Source organism: Halosolutus amylolyticus (assembly GCF_023566055.1).
GTDB classification, from domain to species: Archaea; Halobacteriota; Halobacteria; order Halobacteriales; family Natrialbaceae; genus Halosolutus; species Halosolutus amylolyticus.
Genome location: NZ_JALIQP010000002.1, coordinates 900452 through 920756 on the forward strand (window position 1 = coordinate 900452; position 20305 = coordinate 920756).

Consider the following 20305-nt stretch of genomic DNA (forward strand, 5'->3'; position numbering starts at 1 on the left):
CGTGAGTGCCGATCGCTCTCCACTCGAACCGACGGCCGCGGCCCGGCAGAAATCCGCCCTCCTGTGGGGTGCCGTCGGCGCGCTGACCTTCCTCGTACTCCTCCAGGGGTACGCGCTGGTCGTCACACCGCTCGTGACGATCGTCCAGGGTGTCGCGATCGCCGCGCTGGTCGGATTCGGGGCCGCGATCGGGGCGTACCTGCTCGAGGACTCGATCGCGAGGCGGGCCGCCGATCGGGCCGAGGAGTGAGGTCGTCTCGTAACAGTTAAACGACGGACGTGGTTAGGATGAGGTGAGCCAGGATGGCCGAACGGTAAGGCGCACGCCTGGAAAGCGTGTTCCCTTTCGGGATTCTGGGTTCAAATCCCAGTCCTGGCGTTTTTCGACCTTTCACACCGACAAGAGCGGTGTTTTTAGAATTCGAAACGGCAGTGGAGGACACTGCGAACTGCGCTAGCGCCGGCGGTCACGTGCGGAACGGAGGACGTCCTGATACCAGTCGAACCAGCGATCGATCGAAATCGGCTGCCGACGATCGAGTACCTACTGCTCGATCTCGGCGGGAGTATCGGTCTTGAGCCACCGATCGGGATCGTCCGGGTCCCGGATCTCGAGCAACCCGTCCTGACACACCACGAGTTCGTAGCGATCGGTCATGCTGGATCGTGACCCCGACGGGAACTGCGCCTCGATCGGGTATCGTAACGGGGGCCGTACCGGTCGCAGAACGAGTGGTAGACACCTCATACCGGGTTCGGAGGGGAGTGGTTCGAGGGGGCGACTGAGATGGTTGGACGAACAGTGATTAGTATCGACGGCGCGTCTGGACGGCTATGTGCGGCCGGTATACGCTGGTCATCGAGCGGGACGAACTCGAAGAGCGGTTCGACGCCGCGGTTAGGGGGTCGTTTCGACCGCGGTACAACGTGGCGCCCGGGCAGGAGTTGCCGGTAATCACGGGCGACGAACCCGACGTCTGCCGGCGCATGGAGTGGGGACTCGTCCCGTCGTGGGCCGACGACGATCGCGACGGCCTGATCAACGCGCGGGCGGAGACGATCGACGAGAAGCCGAGTTTTCGGGACGCCTACGAGCGACGCAGGTGTCTGGTCCCGGCGGACGGCTTCTACGAGTGGGTCGAGACGGAATCGGGGACCCAGCCCTACCGGGTCGCCTTCGAGGACGATCGGCCGTTCGCGATGGCGGGGCTGTGGGAGCGCTGGGAGCCCGAAACGACCCAGGCCGGACTCGACGCGTTCGGCGGTGGGGTCGACGACGCGAGCGACGACGGGCCGCTGGAGACGTTCACGATCGTCACCACCGAGCCGAACGACCTGGTCGCGGACCTGCACCACCGGATGGCGGCGGTCCTCCCGCCCGATCGCGAGCGGGAGTGGCTGACGGCGAGCGATCCGCGGGACCTCCTCGAACCGTTTCCGGCCGACGAGATGCGGGCGTATCCGGTGTCGACGGCGGTCAACGATCCGTCGGTGGACGAGCCGTCGCTGGTCGAACCGATTGAGATCGACTGATCGTGCGGCCGGCATCGATCGAGATCGAGTGAGTGGACTCTGAACTGGCGGTCCCGATCGCCGGGAGCTACAGCCCTTCGCGGCCGCCCTGCGAGAGGAGGACGACCATCGAGAGCCCGGAGACGACGAGCAGGAGGAACGCCGGGATCGCGGTGTACTGGAAGTAGGCGGCCTCCTGGGCGCGCCAGATGATCGTCACGAGTGTGTCGAACCCGCTCGGGCGGAGGATCAGGGTCACCGGGAGTTCCTTCATCGTCGTCAGGAACACGAGCGCGGCGCCGGCGGTCACGCCGGGGGTGACGAGCGGGAGCGTGATCTTCCGGAAGGTCCGAAGCGGCGTCTCGCCGAGGGTGCGCGCGGCTTCGACCAGCTGCGGATCGACCTGGAGCGTGGTGGTCCGGATCGAGCCGACGGCCTGGGGCATGAAACGGACGACGTAGGCGAAGACGAGAAGCGGGAGCGTCTGGTAGAGCGTGGGGGCGACGGCGAGATCGAGCGAGTCGTAGGCCGTCGCGAAGTAGACGAGCGCGAGTCCCAGGACGATCCCCGGCACGGCGAAACCGACGTACGTCGCTCGCTCGAAGAGCGTCGCCACCGGCGACTCGTATCTCGCCGCGAAGTACGCGACCGGCAACGCCGCGAGGACGGCGACGATCGCGGCCGCCGTGGCGACCAGCACCGAGTTCAGCGCGTAGCTGAATTCGAACGCCAGCGTCTGTCGCGCGTACGGATCGCCGGTGACCATCCAGAGCCCGAGGATCCAGATCGGGACGGCGAGCGCCAGGGTCGTGATCGCCGCGGGGAACGTCGCCGCCGGCCAGCGCCAGACGCCCAGCGAGACGACGGGATCGTGTGAGCCCTCCGAGCCGTCGCCCCGGATCGTCCGATCGGGCCGGACCCACCACTCGAGAGCCAGCACGACGAGGACGATCGCGAGCAGTTGCAGGGAGAGCAACGACGCGTAGTCCAGGCCGCCGTTGTTGTACTCGACGAAGATCTGGCGCGTGAACACCGGGAACTGCATGATCGCCGGGGTCCCGAAGTCCGAGACGCCGTACAGCGCCGCCAGCAGGGCACCCGCGACGATCGCCGGGCGGATCTGCGGGAGCGTCACCCGGCGGAACGCGTCCCACTCGCCGTGATTGAGCGTTCGAGCGGCGTCGAGTAGCGTCGTGTCGAACGACAGCAGGGCCGCGCGGGTCGTCAGGTAGACGTACGGATAGGTGTAGAGCGTGATCACCAGCGTCGTACCGGAGAGCCCGTAGATCTCCGGCAACCGTTCGATCCCGAGCGGCTGGAGGATCGACTGGAACTCGCCCCGCGGGCCGAACGCGGAGACGAACGCGAACGCCCCGATGTAGCTCGGCACTACGAGCGGCAACGCGACGACGATTGACCAGAAGCGTCGGAACGGGAGGTCCGTCTGGACGGTCAGCCACGCCAGGGGGACGCCGATCAGTACCGACAGGAGGGTCACCGACGTCATCAGCAGGAGGCTGTTGGTGACGATGTCCACCGTCTCCGGACGGACGAGCATCTCCCGGGCCCGGGCGGGATCGACGTTGCGCGCCTCGAACACCAGCCACGTCAGGGGAACGATCATGCTCGCGGCGATCGCGCCGGACAGCAGCGCCAACCCGAGCGGCACCTCGTCGGCCGTGTCGAATCGCCGGAGCGAAGGGAGCGATTTCATAGGTCTCGAGTTATCGACTCTCGGTCCGTGACCGGGAAGTGTCGATCGGTTCGTCCCCGACACTGGGACCGCGATCGACGCCGCAACCGTCGCGTCCCCGTCCCCGGTCGCTACGTCGACGGTCTCGTTCCAACGGGTATAAGGTTTAGGTTTACCTAATCCTCGCGCATGGAGTTGACCAGGCGAGACGCGGTCGCCGCGCTGGCCGCGATCGGCGCCGGCGGTGCGGCGACGGTCGGCATCCGGCGGTACCGCGAGTCGTCGGCCGAGCCTCCGGTCGACGATTCGCAGGTTCGCGAGACGCTGGTCGCCGTCGCCGACGTCGTCTACCCCGACGCGGTAACCGGGACGGCGACGTTCGTGGAGACGTTCCTGAACGGGCGACTGGACGATCCCGACCACGGCGCGGGATTGCGCGAGGCGGTCGCTGACCTCGAACGCCTCTCGGCGGAGTGGTACGACGACGCCGTCGCCGACCTCTCCGCGGCCGATCGCGACTCGCTGTTGCGCGAGGTCGGGTCGAACACGGCCGCGGAAGATCCCGACGGCACGACCGCCGAGCGGGTCCGCTACTACGTCGTCAACGAACTCCTGCTGGCGCTGTACGCCTCGCCGACGGGCGGCGAACTGGTCGGCATCGAGAACCCGCAGGGCCACGCCGGCGGGATCGACACCTACCAGCGGGGGCCGGAGCCGTGAGCGCCGATCGGCCACCCGCCGAGAGCGTGGGCCCGGCGGAGGCGGAGAGCGACGCCGACGACGTCGATCGGACGCCGGTCGAGGGTGCCGACGTCTGCGTCGTCGGCGCCGGGCCGGCCGGCGGACTGGTCGCCGATCGACTGGCCGCGGCCGGGCGCGAGGTGGTGATCCTGGAGGCCGGCCCCCGGTTCGACCCCGCCGATCGCCTCGCGCGTCAGGAGCGGGCGATCCGCCCCGCCTACGATCGGCCCGACGTCTGGGACGGGGACCCCGAGCGCGACGCCCACTCGGCCAGCGGCGAGTGGTTCTACCCGCTGAACCACGCCCGCGTCAAGGGCGTCGGCGGGTCGACGCTCCACTGGCAGGGAATGGTACTGCGCCTCCACGAGGACGACTTCGACTCGCGGAGCGTTCGCGGCGTCGGGGCGGACTGGCCGATCGACTACGAGGAGCTCCGGCCGTACTACGCCGCGGCGGAACGGGAACTGGGCGTCGCCGGGGCCGACGACAACCCCTTCGCACCGCCCCGCGAGGACCCGCATCCGATGCCCGCCTTTCCGCCCTCCTACAGCGACTCGCTGTTCGCCGAGGCCTGCGAGGAACTGGAGATCGCGATGCACTCAGTCCCGAACGCGCGCAACTCGGAGGCCTACGACGGCCGGAGCGCCTGCGTCGGCTACGGCACCTGCCAGCCGGTCTGTCCCTCCGGCGCGAAGTACGACGCGACCGTCCACGTCGAGCGTGCGGAGGAGCGCGGGGTGACGGTGATCGATCGCGCGCCCGTCCAGCGTCTCGAGCACGGCCCCGACGCGATCGAGGCGGCCGTCTACGCCACCCCCGACGACGAGGAGCACCGACAGGAGGCCGACGCCTTCGTGATCGCCTGCGGAGGCGTCGAAACCCCGCGGCTCCTGTTGCTGTCGGACTCGACTCACTACCCGGGCGGACTGGCCAACTCCAGCGGCCTCGTCGGCCAGTTCTTCATGGACCACCTGTTCGCGGGGATGGGCGGCACGCTCGACGAACCCACCCGGCAAAACCACGTCGGCTTCCTCACCAGCGAATCCCACCAGTTCTACGACGACGCCGACGCGGAGTACGCGCCGTTCAAACTCGAGTTCTTCAACTACGACGGCCCCTCGCCCGTGGAGCTGGCCCTCTCGGGCGACGACTGGGGCGACGCCCTGCTCGAACGCCTCCGATCGGAGTACGGCACGCACATCGGAATGGGCGCGCTCGTCGAGCAACTCCCCCGCGAGGACAGTTACGTCGCGCTGGATCCCGACCGGACGGACGACCGGGGCAACCCCGTCCCCGACGTCCACTGGACCGTCGGCGATCGGGCCCTGCGGACGATCGAGCGCGCGAACGAGATTCAAGAGCGGATCCTCGAGGAACTCGGCGCGGAGATCACCTGGCAGGTCGGTCCCGAGAACACCGGGCCGGCCTACCACCACATGGGGACGACCCGGATGGGGACGGATCCCGCAGAAAGCGTCGTCGGCCCCGACCTGCGGACCCACGACCTCGAGAACTGCTGGATCGCCTCCAGCAGCGTCTTCCCGACCGGCGGCGCGATGAACCCGACGCTGACGATCGCCGCGCTCGCGCTGAAGGCGGCGGATCACGTTCTCGACGCGCTCTGAGACCCGTTCCCCACCGTTTTAGGTGAACCTAAAGCTATAAGTGTAGCGGGGAGAGAGTACCGCCAATGAGCCACACCGAGCGCGTCGAGGACGACGCGGACGAGAGCGAAGCGACGGAGAGCCACGCGACGGACGGCGATCGGGACGCCGACGACGCCTACACCTTCGAGGACGTCAGCGTCGTGATGGGCACGTACAACGAGGAGGCGGCGATCGGGAAAGTCCTCTCGGACATCGAGGACGTCACCGACGGGAAGGCGGAGGTCGTCTGCGTCGACGGCTCCTCGGACCGCACGCCGGAGATCGCTCGCGAGCACGGCGCGACGGTCGTCACCCAGCGCCCGCAGGGGTACGGCGTCGCCGTCCGCGCGGCGATCCTCGAACCCGATCGGCCGATCGTCGTGACGACCGACTGCGACGACACCTATCCGATGGAACAACTGCCCGAGTTCCTCGAGTTGATCAACGACGGCTACGACGTCGTCAGCGGCGACCGACTCTACCACGGGGCCGACGCGATGCCGGCGTTCAACCGTTTCGGCAACCACGCCTTCGCCGCGATCGCGAGCGTCCTCATGGGGACCCGCGTCCACGACACGACGACGGGGATGCGCGCGTACCGTCGGGACGTCGTCGAGTCGATCGAGTGGACCGAGAACACCGGCCTCTCCGCGGAACTCCTCGTTCGGCCGCTGATGCGCGGCTACGACGTTCGCGAACACCCGATCGAGTACCGCGAGCGCGCCGGGGAGACGAAACTCGATCCGATCCAGGGCGGGGCCGCCATCGCGAAGTCGATCGTCAAAGTCTGTCTCGAAGAGCGGTTCCGGTGAGCCCCTAAAAGCGGACGCTCCGAGTGAGGACGAACACCAGCAGCGCCATCAGCAAGGAGCCGAGCATCGTCTCGATTCCGGCGATCGCCCGTGCCCAACTGCCGACCGGCTGGATGTCGCCGTACCCGAGCGTGGCGAAGGTAATGACGCTGAAGTAGAGGCTCTTGAAGAACGCCCGGAGGAGGACGCCGCCGGGCGTTTCAGTCGGATCCTCGACCCGGTAGGTCACGGCGGTGTCGGCCCCCACCTCCTGGATGCCGCCCGTGAGCGGGTAGAGGATCGCACAGAAGAGGATCAGGACGAGCGACGCCGTCACGACCCGCCAGGGGCTCGTCCCGTAGCGCATGATCCAGCGGGAGCCGGCAAGTTTGAGCGCGACCAGATAGTTCCTGACGCGCCACGCCTGTCGCCGCCGCAGGTCCATCTCCCGAACGTAGTAGTCGATAGCGCGCTCGGAAAACGCGTTTTCCTCGTAGAGGCGCTGAAGTTCCCGGTAGACCCACCGTGCGGATTCGGCCCGTTCGGTGACCTCGTCCGCGGACGGGTCCCCGGAGAGTTCGTCCTCGTAGACCGGCCGCTCGTCGAACGCGGTGTCGAGGTTGAGCCGAACGTCGGTCAACCCTGCACGGTAGAGCCGCGAACCCCGAAAGTCCGCGCTCCGGAGGTCGGCGAAGACGAACACCGCGTCGTGGAGGTTCGCGTCCCGAAAGGAGGTCCCGTGGGCGTCGACGTCCCGAAACGTCGCCCGACGGAGGTCGGTCCGCGAGAGGTCCGCGCTGTCGAGCGTCGCGTCTGTGAAGTCGGCATCGACGAGCGAACACCCGGCTAGCAGGTCGCTCCCGCTTAGCGGTGCCTGGCGAAAGTCCGCGCCGTCGAGGCGTTCGCCGTCTTCGGGGCGATTCCGCTCGTAGGTGGGTGCCGGCACCGTACTGTCGGTGTGCCAGATGCAGCGATCGGTCTCCTGCCAGGTGGGTCGCCAGCAACAGACCGATCCCTTGTCGCCGATGCCGCTGATATTCGCGACGTAGCCGCAGCGATCCTCGGACATAGGATCCGTACCGGGAGCCGATTCCTAACGGTAGTGCCTGAACTGTGCCCGACGGACCGGGAAGTCGGGCTCCGACTCCGTTACCCCGTCGCGACCGGTACTCCATTACCGTTCCGTGAGTCGCGTCTCGAAGGACTCCCACTCGCGGTGGGTATCCGATCGATCGGGTAGATAGGCCCCTTCGGTGCCACAATCCGTGACGAGCAGACAGCCCCGTCGTTCGGACGGCCAGACGACCTCGATCCCGTCGCCGGTCGTCCGGACGGTCACTTCCTGCCGGTACGTGAACGTCCCGCCGTCGAACTGGACCAGCGTGATTTCGAGGACGACCTCGTCGGTCGCATCGAGCGGGACCGTCGCGTTCCCGGCGGCCGCCAGCCGCGCTCTGGCGCCGCTTTCGTTACCGGCGCCGTCACCGACGCTCCCGGATTCGAGAGCCCACTCGACCGCGATCGAGTCCCCCGGATCGGCGATCCGAAGGGTGGCCATCGCGCCGCTCTCGTTTTCGAGACGGACCACCGCCCGATCGACCCCCTGGGGGACGCCGACGACGGTCTCGCCGGCGAACGACTCGCCGTCACGGATCGACAGCGGTTCGAGCGCCGCCTCGATCGGAGCGTCGGGAGCCGGCGACCACTCGCCCCGGTAGGTGTACCGGTAGTAGTCGCGATCGGGGTAGGCGTCGAGCACCGCGAAGTCCCGCTCTGGCGGCCCGTCGAGCGCGTAGACGAGCTCGCCGTCGAAGCCGGGATCGTTTCGGAGCGACTGGAACGGGTGGTTCTGCCACTGACCGTACGGCGTCGGCTGGAAGACGACCGCGTTCTCGAGGTCGCGCTCTTCGAACGGCTCGTAGGCCGACTCGAACCGATCGGTGTGGGCCGCGTTGCGCTCGATCGGCGCCGAGAGGAGGGCGGCGTTGGCGACGCTCACGACGAGGACGCTCGTCACCAGGGCCGCGAGGAGGACGCTCCGGACTGCGCGAGGCGAGCGCGACGCAGCGAGTCGATCGCGAATCGCCCCGTTACGGAGCCGCCGCCAGCCGACCACGAGGCCGAACGCGGCGAAGATCGACAGGGGAACGAGCAGATCGAAGTGATAGAAGGGGCCGAACTGGGAGACCAGTCCGGTCGTCGGGTCGGCCATCCCCGCGAGCACGTTGAAATTCCCCCAGAACGCGAGGTTGCCGAGCGGCACGGTCACCAGCAGGCCGGCGAGGAGGAGCCCCGCGGTTCGGCCGACGGCCGCCGCTTCGCCGTCCGTCGATCGGTCGTCCGTCCGCCCGCCGCCCGCCGATCCCTCGTTCGGCGATCGATCGGTAGAGTCTCCCCTCGAGAGCCGATCGAGCGGCGGTGGACGCCACCGCCGGAGCGCGAGACCGAGTCCCGCGAGCGCGGCGAGCGTGCCGATCGGCCCCGCGGTGAACCAGCGGGTCGCGAGGTACCAGAGAACGTAGCCGTTGACCTCGAGCGCCAGCGCCGGGGTGTACGCGATCGAGTGGTCGAGGATCCGCCGGGTCCCGAAGCCTGGGCCGTCACGCGGTGCGAACGCCTCGTAGGGGAACGTCAGGGCCGATCCGGTGAGCCGGGCGTTGTACGCGAGCGTGACGCCGACGAACGCCAGTCCGATCGCCGCCGTCAGCGCGTTCCGTCGGACCGGGTTCGGGAGCGATCGATCCTCGCCGTCGCGCACCGATCGCAGGATCGACCAGCAGGCGTGACAGATGAACGGCGCGGCGAAGAGGACGGCCGTGTACGGACGGGCGAAAAAGGCGAGCCCGATCGCCACCCCAGCCAGCCCGGCGTCACGGAGACGGCCGTCGCGGACGCCACGGAGGTACGCGACGGCGAAGACCAGGTTCAGGAGCGTCGTCGGCGCGTAGGGCAGGAACACGGACGACGAGAGCAGGGTCATCGGCGAGGCGGCGAAGAGGGCCGCGGCGCCGACGCCGACTCGTCGATCGAAGACCATCGAAGCGAGGACGTAGGTCAGCGCGGCGTTGCCGGCCGCGACGAGCGCCAGCGTCACCCGCGGCTCGTCGAAGAGAGCCATCGAGACGGCGTACATCGCGGCCGGAACGGGCGAGTACTTCGGGTAGAGTCGACCCCCATCCTGGACGAAGAACCACGGTCGGAACGCGCCGGCGAGGTCGCCTGCGTGGAGTTCCAGTTGCCCCTCGAGGAGCATGGCCGCCTGCAGGAGGTAGACGGCCTCGTCGTCGTTACTGGAGTGGTACGGGAACAGCTGCGTCGCGATCGTGAACACGGTGACGCCGCCGAGAACGGCGATACAGAGGGCAACGAGCGCCTCGCGGTCGGCGACGTCGCGAATTCCGGCGAGACGGTGACGGACGGACGACGAGGAGAGCCGACGTCGGGGGTCTGGAATCACGGGGTGACGAGCGTGGAAATGGGACAGACGGTGTGACTCGCCGGAACTCAGGTGTTGATCCCGACCTCGCGCATGAGGTCGATCGCCGGCTGGCGGTCCGACAGCTGGGCCAGATCGAGGTCCGGGACGTCCAGTTCGTCGATCGTCGGCAGGTCGCCGACCGGCTCGACGCCGGAGATCAGCGGGTACTCGAACGTCGATGTAGCGAAGTACTCCTGGGCCTGCGAGGAGAGCAGGTGGCGGACGAAGTTCTCCGCGAGGTCCGGGTCGTCCGCCGCGTCGGTGACGGCGGCACCGGCGACGTCGAAGACCGATCCCGCGTCGCCCTCGGTGAAGGCGGCGGCGATCGACGCGTCGTCCGACCCGTCGCGGACCCGCTGGATGTAGTAGTGGTTCGTGAGGCCGGCGTCGATCTCGCCGTTGTTGACCGCGTCACAGACCTCGTACTCGCCGCCGTACTCGGTGATTCCCGCGTCGACGACGCCCTGGAGCCACTCGCGGGTCGCGTCTTCGCCCTCCAGGAGGCGCATCGCAGTGACGAACGACTGGCAGGAGCCGTAGGAGGGCGCCCAGCCGAGGTCGCCGTCGAAGTCCGTCGCGTAGGCGTCGATGCTGTCGAGCATGTCGCTCTCCGAGAGCGCATCCGTGTTGTACGGGATCGTCCGCGCGCGGCCCGAGGTTCCGATCCACTGGTCGGTCCGGAACTCAGAGCGGACCATCTCGAGGAGGTCGTCCGAGAGCGATCGCGCCTGTCCGTTGTCGGCGAGTTGACCGAGCGCGGCCGCATCGACCGTGTAGAAGACGTCCGCGGGCGTCCCCGACCCCTCCTGGCTGATCTGGTTGACGAGGTCCGCCGAGTCGCCGTAGCGGGGATCGATCGAGAAGTCGTCGTAGTACTCCTCCAGGTCGTTGACGAGCGAACCGACGAGGAACTCGCTGCGGCCGGAGTAGACGGTGAGTTCGCCCTCCAGATCCGGGAGCTCTTCGACCGGCGTGCCGCCGGGTTCCGGCCGCCCCTCGCGACCGGAGCCGATCTGTCCGAAGACGTTCTCGCCGTCGTCGTCCTCGCTACCGATCAGGCCGAGACAGCCGGCCAGTCCTGCCGTGCCGAGTGCGGCCGAGCCGACGAGGAACGCCCGGCGGCCCGCCGAACCGTCGTGTCGAGTCATATCTTTTAGGCTCGCCTAAATCAACTTATAACCGTCGATTCTGCCGTGCGGGAGGACGATCGATCGAGCGCGTGGAGGCAGTCGAGCCAGTCGAGCATGTACTCGCCGACGTGGGTGAAGAACGCGCCGTTGGTGTAGTCGGACCAGTCGCCGTGTGCGAGTTCGGCCCCCATCGCCTCGAAGACCGCGGCGTAGGAGTCGGCGTCCGCTCCGACGTCGTCGACTACTCGCCAGAGGTGTTCGTTGAGTTCGAGCCCCGGCACCTCGTTGTTGAGGTCGTCGAACGTGCTTCGCGGGGCCTTGTTGTGCTCGCACAGCGGCGCGCCGTTGTAGATTCGCTTGCCGAGCACGTCGCAGGCCCGCTTGAGGAAGACGCCCGACCAGATGTCGTCGAACCGACCGACGTCCCACTCGTTGTCGTCCATCGGCAACTGGTAGAACGCGGGGATCACCTCGCGGCGGAAGGCGAGGTTCATCGAGCAGACGGTGAGGTAGTTCCCGCGAGCGGCGACGAAGTCGTCGCCGAAGTCCTCGACCGTCGTGCGGGTCTGGGCCTGTCCCTGGAGGTCGCCGTCCATGAGGATGCGAACGGCGTCGAGGTCCGGGACGTTGGTCCAGAGTCCCTGCGAGGCGACGATCTCGCCGGACTCGATCGCGGTCGTGCCGGTCTCGATCGTCTCGCCCATCGCCGAGTAGGGGTAGCCCCGCGGATAGAGGCCGTGAACGTCCGCGTTCTGGTAGAGGACGTTGACCCAGTTTTCGTCGGAGGAGACCGCCTCGATCTCGCCCTCGAAGGCGAGGTTGTCCATGTGAGTCCCGAAGAAGTCCACGTCCTCGTGGGGCAGGGTGTCGTCGTCGATGAAGAAGCCGTACTCGAACCCGTCGTGGGCCCACATGTAGAGCAGCCCGAAACTCGTTTCGGCGTGGCTCGCCGCCGGGACGACGTGACCGTACTCCCCGATGCCGTGGTCGGCGTACCACTCCTCGCGGCGCGTCCCGTCGAAGACCTCGCCGGAGACGTCCTCTTCCTCGAGCATCGTCTCCATCTCCTCGGTCTCGCAGAAGTCCTCCGTGACGAGGACGACGTGAAGTCGCGAGAGGTCGAACCCGTGCTCGCGGGCGTTCTCGAAGTACGAGCGCATGCACTCGTACTCCCGTATCGTCGGGACGACAACGCAGATATCCTGACTCATTGCCCGACTATTTTTTAGGTGAGCCTAAAAAGTTGCCGGTCTCCGACGATCGGTCCGGACGGGACTTCTCGGCGGCGCTCGACAGGGAGACGCCGAGCGACGCGACCGCGCCCGCCCCGCCGACCAGCGTCACGACGTTCTTCAGCGCGTGGTCGACGAGCGCGGCCGCCAGCGCCGTGCTCGCGCCGACGGGCGTGAGACCGACGACGATCGCCGTGAACGCCGCCTCGTAGAGTCCGACCCCGCCCTGGGAGAGCGGCAGGACCTTCGCGAGGTTTCCGACGCTGACCGCGAGGGTCCCGACCGCGAGCAGGGTTCCCGTCGGCAGGCCGCTATCGAGCGCCGCGAGGACGAGCACCGCGGTGAGCACGTCCAGCGACCACACGACCAGGCTCGCCCCACCGACCGCGGCGATCGCCCGCGGCTCGCGGGCGACCGTCTGCACGTCCGCCGCGAACCGGAGGGCGGCCTCGAGCACCCCCTGGAGTCGCGGCGAGTCGTCGATCCGCGATCGGAGCCACCCGCCGAACCCGCGGGTCGATCGGGCCGACGTCACGACGACGGCCCCGACGCCGAGGGTCGCGGCGGTCACGATCCCCGCGGCGACGAACGCGGTCCGCGCGCCGCCGGTCGCTGCGACGATTTCGAGTGGGCCGGTCCCGTCGCCGATCGCCAGCCAGGCCATCGCGACGCCAGCCAGGATGGCGATCGTCGCCAGATCGAAGACGCGCTCGACGGTCAGCGAGGCGAATCCCGACGCGTAGGGGACGTCCCGGTAGGTGTTGACGACGGACGCGCGAACCGCGTCGCCGGCCCGCGCCGGGATCGCGAGGTTGGCCGTCTGGCTGACGAAGACGGCGAGCGTGAGAAACGTCGTCCCGGCCGGGTGACCGATCGACCGGAGGATCGACCCGTAGCGGCGGCCCCGGATCGGCCACGAGACGACGTAGACGGCGACCGCTGCGGCCAGCACGAGCGGGTCGGCCGTCGCGACCTCCGCGGCGATCGTGCCGACGTCGATTTCTCGGGCCGCGACCGCCAGCCCGAGGAGGACGAGGACGGTGCCCGCGATGGTCACCCGGCGTCGCGTCAGCGCCGCGGCGACGCCGCCGATCGCCGGCCCGTCGCCGGGCCCGTTCGACCGTGCTCCGGAGTCGTCACCGCTGGTCGACGCCACCCCAGTCTCGCGACTCCGCGGGGACGATCGCTGGCCGTCGATCGGGGACCGCCGCTCGCCGCACATGCTCGAACGCTACGATCCCAGATATTTAAGCCCACCTAAAACACGCCGGAAACGGGTCGTCGGTCACTCATGAAGAGGTTTTTCGCCTGGAAGCACGTGACGCTATCGCACTATCGGCGATCGTCGGGGCGACGACGAGTTCGCTCACGACCGCGGTGGCACGGGCACCGCTCACGACCACGGTGGCACATAGTCACGTCGCGCGTGAGGCACGACCGGGTCTCGCCGATCCGTGAGCCAGCCCACAGACATATAAAAGCACCGTGTGGACGATCGACACGATACGATCGACGAGCGTCGCGTCCCGGATCGGTTACCGTCGATCGTCCCGCACTGGGGCGGTTTTCGACGATCGAATTCGGACCCGCGATCGGCCGGTCCGAGCGGTGTAACGAAACACTTATTTGGAACCACAAACAATCACTCGCTCGACTATGAGCCAGCGAATGCAGCAGGGACAGCCGATGATCGTAATGAGCGAGGACTCCCAGCGCGTCAAGGACAAGGACGCGCAGGACTACAACATCAGCGCCGCGCGTGCGGTCGCTGAAGCCGTTCGCTCCACCCTCGGCCCGAAAGGGATGGACAAGATGCTCGTCGACTCGATGGGCTCCGTCACCATCACGAACGACGGCGTCACCATCCTCCAGGAGATGGACATCGACAACCCGACGGCCGAGATGATCATCGAGGTCGCCGAGACCCAGGAGGACGAGGCCGGTGACGGCACCACGACGGCCGTCGCGATCGCCGGCGAACTGCTCAAGAACGCCGAGGACCTCCTCGAGCAGGACATCCACCCGACGGCGATCATCAAGGGCTTCCACCTCGCGAGCGAGCAAGCCCGCGAGGAGATCGACGACATCGCCGAGAACGTCGACACCGAGGACGAGGACCTCCTGCGCTCGGTCGCCGAAACGTCGATGACCGGCAAGGGCACCGAGGTCAACAAGGAGTACCTCGCGGAACTCATCGTCGAGGCCATCCGCCAGGTCACCGTCGAGAACGACGAGGGCGAGAACGTCGTCGACCTCGAGTACCTCAACATCGAGACCCAGACCGGCCGTAGCGCCGGCGAGTCCGACCTCCTCGAGGGCGGCATCGTGGACAAGGACCCCGTCCACGACAACATGCCCCGCTCGGCGGAAGACGCCGACATCCTCCTGCTGAACTCCGCGATCGAGGTCGAAGAGACCGACGTCGACACCGAGGTCTCCGTCACCGATCCGGACCAGCTCCAGAAGTTCCTCGATCGCGAGGAACAGCAGCTCCGCGAGAAGGTCGACGCGATCGCCGACCTCGGCGCGGACGTCGTCCTCTGCCAGAAGGGCATCGACGACCTCGCCCAGCACTACCTCGCCAAGGAGGGCATCCTCGCCGTCCGCCGCGCCAAGAAGTCCGACCTCGAGTTCCTCAAGGAGGTCGTCGGCGCGAACATCGTCTCCGACCTGGAGAGCGCGACCGAGGACGACCTCGGCTACGGTGACATCACGCGCGACGACGAGGACGAACTGTTCTACGTCGAGGGCGAGGACGCCCACGGCGTCACCCTCCTGCTTCGGGGCTCGACCGACCACGTCGTCGACGAACTCGAGCGCGGCGTCAACGACGCCCTCGACGTCGTCGCCCAGACCGTCTCCGACGGTCGCGTGCTGGCCGGCGGCGGTGCGATCGAGGTCGAACTCGCCTCGCGCCTGCGCGACTACGCCGACTCCGTCTCCGGTCGCGAGCAGCTGGCCGTCGAGGCATTCGCCGACTCGCTCGAACTCGTCCCGCGCGTCCTCGCCGGGAACGCCGGCCTCGACTCGATCGACACGCTGGTCGACCTCCGCGCGGCCCACGACGACGGCGACGTCACGGCCGGTCTGAACGTCTTCTCGGGCGATGTCGAGGACACCTTCGAGGCTGGCGTCGTCGAACCGGCCCACGCCAAGGAACAGGCGGTCACCTCCGCCGCCGAGGCCGCGAACCTCGTCCTCAAGATCGACGACATCATCTCCGCCGGCGACCTGTCGACGGACAAGGGCGACGACGAAGAGGGCGGCGCACCCGGCGGCATGGGCGGCGGTATGGGCGGCGGCATGGGCGGCATGATGTGAAATCGGCCCCCTGACCACCACCCACTGCCGACCCGACGCTCCGCTCGAACCGGCCGTCGATCGATCCCGATTCTCGATTTTTCGCGAACCAGCAGCGACTGCTCGGAGCGGAAGGACCCGCCCCGCGACTGGCAGGCCGGCGAATTATTGCCCTCGCTCCGGTACGATCGGTATGACCTACCAGACGACGATCGGCTGGTCGCTGTTTTCTTCCGGCGTAGTCACGCTCGTCCTGAAAGTACTCCCCGGCGATTCGCTCTGGTGGGGGCTCTTGCTCCTCGCGCTCGGGACGGTGTTCCTGTACGTTCGCTGAAGGACCGACGACGGTCCTGACCGCCGATGGCGCGACGCACGGCTGTGGCAGGTACGGGAACGCGTTCGGGTACACGCCGCACGAACGCTGGCAGATCGGGTACACGCCGCACGAACGCTAGCAGGTCGGGTTCGCACACCGTGGCGAACACTGGCAGGCGATCGGGTGGCGACGGGCGAGACGCTCGTCGACGAGCGACTGGCAGAAGAATCGAAGGCTGGCGACTGGTTCGCCGGTGGCACCGCCGGTTACGTGTCCTTGACGTCGAGTTCGAACTGCTCGTTTTCGCTGACCGCGTTGAGGACGACGCTGGTGTTCGAGGCCTTGATGTCGGGATCCGTGAGGAGTTGTTTGATCTGGTCGTTCATCCCGTCGGTGTCTTTGAACTTGCCGATGGCGATCACGTCGTAGTCGCCGGTGACCTCGTAGACGCTGGTCATCTGGCGGTGTTCGCGGAGCGTATCCGTGATGTCCGGCAGGGCGTTCCCTTCGACCTGAAGCTGGATGACAGCAGTCACGTCGTAGCCGACCGCGTCGTAGTCCACGCGCGGCGTGTACCCTTCGATCACGCCCTGTTCCTCGAGATCCGAGAGGTGATTCGAGACCGTCGTCACGGACACGTCGAGCTCCTCCGCGAGGCTGCGGAGGCTCGCCCGGCCGTCGCCAAGGAGGGCATTCACTAGCTTTGCGTCGAGATTTTCGTACGTCATCACGTTTACCCTCTCACTCGAGCCTTTAGAAGTTTACGAATATCCAATTCCATCCGGGAGACCGAAGAATTGCTTGGAGCAGTAGGGTTTTAGTAGCAGAGATACTTGGATACGCCGACGAGAAAGATGACAAGCGGAAACATCACGGAGGCCGAGCAGGCCGTATTGGACGAAATCGAGGACAACGATATCAGTTTCCTCCGACTGCAGTTTACCGACATTCTGGGCACGGTGAAGAACGTCTCGGTTCCGGCACGCCAGGCCGAGAAGGCTTTCTCCGAGGGTATCTACTTCGACGGTTCTTCGATCGAGGGTTTCGTCCGCATTCAGGAATCGGACATGCGTCTCGTCCCCGATCCGGACACCTTCGCGATTCTCCCGTGGCGGCGGAAAGAGGACGGGGCCTCGGCCCGGATGATCTGTGACGTCTACAACACCTCGACGGGCGAACCGTTCGAGGGCGACCCCCGCTACGTGCTCAAGCAGGCGCTCGATCGCGCCCACGAGATGGGGTACACGGTCAACGCCGCGCCCGAACCGGAGTTCTTCCTGTTCGAGGAGGACGAGGAGGGGCGCGCGACGACCGAAACAAACGACGCCGGCGGTTACTTCGACCTCGCGCCGAAAGACCTCGCCTCGGACGTCCGCCGCGACATCATCTACGGCCTCGAGGACATGGGCTTCGAAGTCGAGGCCAGCCACCACGAGGTCGCCCAGGGCCAACACGAGATCAACTTCACCTACGACGACGCGCTGACGACCGCCGACAACGTCGGTACCTTCCGCACGGTCGTCCGCGCGATCGCCGCCCAGCACGACTATCACGCGACGTTCATGCCCAAGCCGATCCCGAAGATCAACGGCTCGGGGATGCACACCCACATCTCGCTGTTCACCGAGGACGGAGAGAACGCGTTCCACGACGAGAGCGACGAGTTCAACCTGAGCGAGACCGCCCACTCGTTCCTCGCTGGCGTGCTCGAACACGCGCCCGCGATCACGGCCGTCGCGAACCCGACAGTCAACAGCTACAAGCGCCTCGTTCCGGGCTACGAAGCGCCAGTCTACGTCGCCTGGTCCGATCGCAACCGCTCGGCGCTGATCCGCAAGCCGGCCGCCCGCGTCCCGGCCGCCTCGCGGATCGAACTCCGATCGCCCGACCCGTCCTGTAACCCCTACCTCGCCATCGCCGTCATGATCCACGCCGGCCTCGACGGCATCGAGCAGGGGCTCGAGGCCCCCGATCCGGTTCGCGAAAACATCTACGAGTTCGACGAGCAGAAGCGCGAGGAGTACGGCATCGAGACGCTGCCGTCGAACCTCGGCGCGGCCGTCGACGCGCTCGAGGAAGACGAAGCCATCTACGAGGCGCTCGGCGACCACGTCGCGCCCAAGTTCGTCGAGGCCAAGCGACAGGAGTTCGAGGAGTACCTCGTCGACGTCTCCGAGTGGGAACTCGATCGGTACCTCGAGACGTTCTAACCGGCGCCTCGCCGAACTCGAGTTCGTTTGTGGTTCGCGTTTTTGCGGTGCTCGTGGCTCGCGTTTTCGCGGTACGTTCTCGTCACCAGGAGCGACGTCTCACGGAAGTCATCGACGTCGATCGCGAGAAGAGTCGATCGCCAGCCAGGACCGTCGATCGCCGATCAGGACCGCCAGTCGCCGATCCGATCGCGCAGTCGCCCGGGTGCCCCGAGCATGGAGAGGCCGAAGCCGAACAGCACCATCAGCACGTAGACACCGAGGGTGGACGTCCAGACGACGAACATCGCGAGGATCGCCCAACCGCCCGAGAGGAAATAAAACGCGGCGATGGCCATCGCGGTCCCGTACAACAGCACGATGTATGGCCCCCAGCCGTGGGCGTGTCCGCGACGAACCCGGCGGCGGACGTAGCGTTTGAGTTCGCTCTCGAGGGACTCCTTCCTGACGGTCCGGTCCTCGACGTCCGTCTCGAACTCGTCGACTCGATCGCGAAGCCGTTCGATCTCCTCCCGGAGCGCTTCGGGGTCAGCCGACCGGTCGCGCGTCCGTGCGGTCGTCCGCGATCGCCGGCCCGCGTGCTCGTCGCCGGGGTCGCGGTCTACGCGTTCGCCGTGGTCGGGTTCGCCGTCCGCCCCGGCGCTCTCGTCGTCGCCGCCCTCGCCCTCGTCGGCACCCGTGGCGTCGTCGGTCATCGCTTCTGTAGAAAACTGTCGAGCGCGGGGACTTTGTAGCTGCCGATCCACTTCACCGGTGGCGAGGGCTGCGTTGAGGACGGCCCCGAACACGAGGATGATCGCCCCGGCGTACAGCCAGATGAGGACGAGAAAGACCGCCCCGAGTGCGCCGTAGACGGCGTACTCGCCGGCAAAACGCGCGTACAGCGAGAACGTCCGGCTCAGGGCGTACCAGCCGATCGCGGCGACGGCGGTCCCGGGAAGGGCCTCGCGAAGCCCGATATCGACGCCCGGAAACACCACGTACAGCGGCAGGAACGTCGCGAACAGTCCCAGCAGAACGAACAGTTGCCCGAGGACGGAGATCCCCCCGATCGGAAGCACGCGAATTCCGATCTCGAACGCGCCGACGAGCGCGAGGCCGACCGTGATCACGCCGAAGACGATCGTCGCGTCCCAGATCGTGTCCAGCAACGATTTCTTGCCTGCGGTACCGTACACGAGCGAGAAGGCTCGGTCGAGTCCCCGCATGACGCGACTCGAACCCCAGAGCAGGCCGAGGATCCCCACGACGGTCGCCCCCGTGCGGCCGGTTTCGTCGACGATCGTCTCCGCGAGCAGTTCCTGGGCCGACGGCGTGAGCACGTCGCTGGCGGCGGCCGTGAGTCGGGCCGCGAGCGCCTCGCCCCCGATCGAGGCCGCGAGCGCGACCGTCAGGAGCGCGAGCGGGACGAGCGAGATGAATCCGTAGAAGGCGACCCCGGCCGCGAGCAGCGTCAGTTGTTCGCGTCTCGCGAGATCAAAGAGGCGTCGCGTGAACGCGAGTCCCTGTCTGTAGTCGATCACACGTCTCTCTATGCGGGATGGAGGGAAATATGCGGTCGTGTAACACAGGCCTGCAGTGGAGTAGATCCCAGCACGGGGGCGGGCCGGATCGCCGACTCGGGAGTACGCGGCCGGTAGCGGATTTAGTGACGCCACACGGCTCGATCGAGGAGCATAACGCCGTCGCGAAAAATCGGGGTTCAGCTGGGGCGGCCGGCCTGCAGGTCTTCGGTCTCCGACTCGGAGCGGTCCGCCCCCTCGTAGGTGTCGACGCCGAGCAGCGAGTTCATGAGACACGTCTGTGTGATCGCGGTGATCGTCAGTACCGCACCGATGACGAGCGCGAGCACGGCGAGGGCCGTGCCGACGGTCCCAGCAGCGATCGAGAACAGCCCAGCAACTGCGGCGATACCGACGATCAGCAGTACCGGCCCGACGATGAACCGAATTCCACGGTCGTATCCGCCGACGTTCTTTTCCATGGCGTATTTCACCGTCCACTCGTGCGCTACGCAACAGCATAACGTATGCATATCGTTCCCAAATAATCGACCATTTCCGGCGATCGTGCTGCCCGCGTCCCGGCGGTTTCGATCTATCAGGTGTTTCTCTCCCCATCTATCGGGCGTTCCGCTCCCCCGTACCAACATTACTCGGAGGCAACCGGTACTTACGGCCGCGGGTCACGGATCCGATCGCGAGTCACGGCTTCTCGGACGGCCGATGGACACGGCGTCGACGCCCGTGCTGACAC

17 protein-coding genes and 1 tRNA gene are annotated in these 20305 nt (G+C 67.2%); 9 read left to right on the plus strand and 9 right to left on the minus strand.

From position 1 onward, the window contains the following. Window position 1 precedes the first annotated feature (1 nt). The 3 genes from MUN73_RS10820 (at window position 2) to MUN73_RS10830 (ending at window position 1533) form a co-directional block, all read left to right on the plus strand. Entirely contained in the window at window positions 2–250 is a 249-nt protein-coding gene (locus MUN73_RS10820) for a DUF7981 family protein (protein ID WP_250140480.1), read from the plus strand. 47 nt (window positions 251–297) lie between these two features. Beyond that, a tRNA-Ser gene (locus MUN73_RS10825) sits at window positions 298–379 on the plus strand. Window positions 380–834: 455 nt separating this feature from the next. Continuing rightward, window positions 835–1533, plus strand: a complete 699-nt coding sequence (locus MUN73_RS10830) for an SOS response-associated peptidase (protein ID WP_250140481.1) — start codon at window positions 835–837, stop codon at window positions 1531–1533. A gap of 67 nt (window positions 1534–1600) precedes the next feature. On the opposite strand, the gene MUN73_RS10835 is transcribed toward MUN73_RS10830, so the two are convergent. After that, window positions 1601–3226, minus strand: a complete 1626-nt coding sequence (locus tag MUN73_RS10835; protein ID WP_250140482.1) for an ABC transporter permease — start codon at window positions 3224–3226, stop codon at window positions 1601–1603. A 168-nt stretch (window positions 3227–3394) separates the two neighbouring features. Here MUN73_RS10835 and MUN73_RS10840 point away from each other — a divergent pair, with 168 nt between their 5' ends. From MUN73_RS10840 to MUN73_RS10850, 3 genes are all read left to right on the plus strand, one after another. Continuing rightward, window positions 3395–3925, plus strand: coding sequence for a gluconate 2-dehydrogenase subunit 3 family protein (locus MUN73_RS10840; RefSeq protein ID WP_250140483.1), 531 nt, complete (start codon window positions 3395–3397; stop codon window positions 3923–3925). Continuing rightward, window positions 3922–5571, plus strand: coding sequence for a GMC family oxidoreductase (locus tag MUN73_RS10845; RefSeq protein WP_250140484.1), 1650 nt, complete (start codon window positions 3922–3924; stop codon window positions 5569–5571). The genes MUN73_RS10840 and MUN73_RS10845 overlap by 4 nt, the downstream gene beginning before the upstream one ends. Before the next feature lie 185 nt (window positions 5572–5756). After that, the gene (locus MUN73_RS10850; RefSeq protein WP_250140823.1) at window positions 5757–6404 is read left to right on the plus strand and encodes a dolichyl-phosphate hexose transferase; all 648 of its coding nucleotides are present in this window, start codon (window positions 5757–5759) and stop codon (window positions 6402–6404) included. A gap of 4 nt (window positions 6405–6408) precedes the next feature. Here MUN73_RS10850 and MUN73_RS10855 read toward each other — a convergent pair whose 3' ends face one another. The 5 genes from MUN73_RS10855 to MUN73_RS10875 all read right to left on the minus strand — a co-directional run bounded on the left by MUN73_RS10855 (window position 6409) and on the right by MUN73_RS10875 (window position 13445). Next, window positions 6409–7452 (minus strand): pentapeptide repeat-containing protein, encoded by a 1044-nt coding sequence (locus MUN73_RS10855; RefSeq protein ID WP_250140485.1) that lies wholly within the window; start codon window positions 7450–7452, stop codon window positions 6409–6411. 105 nt (window positions 7453–7557) lie between these two features. After that, complete coding sequence (locus MUN73_RS10860; protein WP_382182389.1) at window positions 7558–9837, minus strand: ArnT family glycosyltransferase; 2280 nt, start codon at window positions 9835–9837, stop codon at window positions 7558–7560. A 50-nt stretch (window positions 9838–9887) separates the two neighbouring features. Then, entirely contained in the window at window positions 9888–11009 is a 1122-nt protein-coding gene (locus MUN73_RS10865) for an extracellular solute-binding protein (protein WP_250140486.1), read from the minus strand. 20 nt (window positions 11010–11029) lie between these two features. Then, on the minus strand, window positions 11030–12202 hold the full coding sequence (locus MUN73_RS10870) for an alpha-1 4-glucan-protein synthase (RefSeq protein WP_250140487.1): 1173 nt from the start codon (window positions 12200–12202) through the stop codon (window positions 11030–11032). 7 nt (window positions 12203–12209) lie between these two features. Beyond that, entirely contained in the window at window positions 12210–13445 is a 1236-nt protein-coding gene (locus tag MUN73_RS10875) for a lysylphosphatidylglycerol synthase transmembrane domain-containing protein (protein ID WP_250140488.1), read from the minus strand. Window positions 13446–13891: 446 nt separating this feature from the next. On the opposite strand from MUN73_RS10875, the gene thsB reads away from it, so the two are divergent. Both thsB and MUN73_RS10885 read left to right on the plus strand, forming a co-directional pair. After that, the gene (gene thsB / locus MUN73_RS10880; protein WP_250140825.1) at window positions 13892–15544 is read left to right on the plus strand and encodes a thermosome subunit beta; all 1653 of its coding nucleotides are present in this window, start codon (window positions 13892–13894) and stop codon (window positions 15542–15544) included. 172 nt (window positions 15545–15716) lie between these two features. Next, window positions 15717–15857, plus strand: coding sequence for a hypothetical protein (locus MUN73_RS10885; protein ID WP_250140489.1), 141 nt, complete (start codon window positions 15717–15719; stop codon window positions 15855–15857). A gap of 248 nt (window positions 15858–16105) precedes the next feature. Here the strand turns inward: MUN73_RS10885 and lrp are convergent, their stop codons facing one another. Further along, window positions 16106–16567, minus strand: a complete 462-nt coding sequence (lrp, locus tag MUN73_RS10890) for an HTH-type transcriptional regulator Lrp (protein WP_250140490.1) — start codon at window positions 16565–16567, stop codon at window positions 16106–16108. Window positions 16568–16693: 126 nt separating this feature from the next. On the opposite strand from lrp, the gene glnA reads away from it, so the two are divergent. Further along, window positions 16694–18049, plus strand: a complete 1356-nt coding sequence (glnA, locus tag MUN73_RS10895; RefSeq protein WP_250140491.1) for a type I glutamate--ammonia ligase — start codon at window positions 16694–16696, stop codon at window positions 18047–18049. Between the two features lie 164 nt (window positions 18050–18213). Here the strand turns inward: glnA and MUN73_RS10900 are convergent, their stop codons facing one another. Then, window positions 18214–19572, minus strand: coding sequence for a YihY/virulence factor BrkB family protein (locus tag MUN73_RS10900; RefSeq protein WP_250140492.1), 1359 nt, complete (start codon window positions 19570–19572; stop codon window positions 18214–18216). A gap of 179 nt (window positions 19573–19751) precedes the next feature. Further along, window positions 19752–20033, minus strand: coding sequence for a YgaP family membrane protein (locus MUN73_RS10905; protein ID WP_250140493.1), 282 nt, complete (start codon window positions 20031–20033; stop codon window positions 19752–19754). Window positions 20034–20305 lie beyond the last annotated feature (272 nt).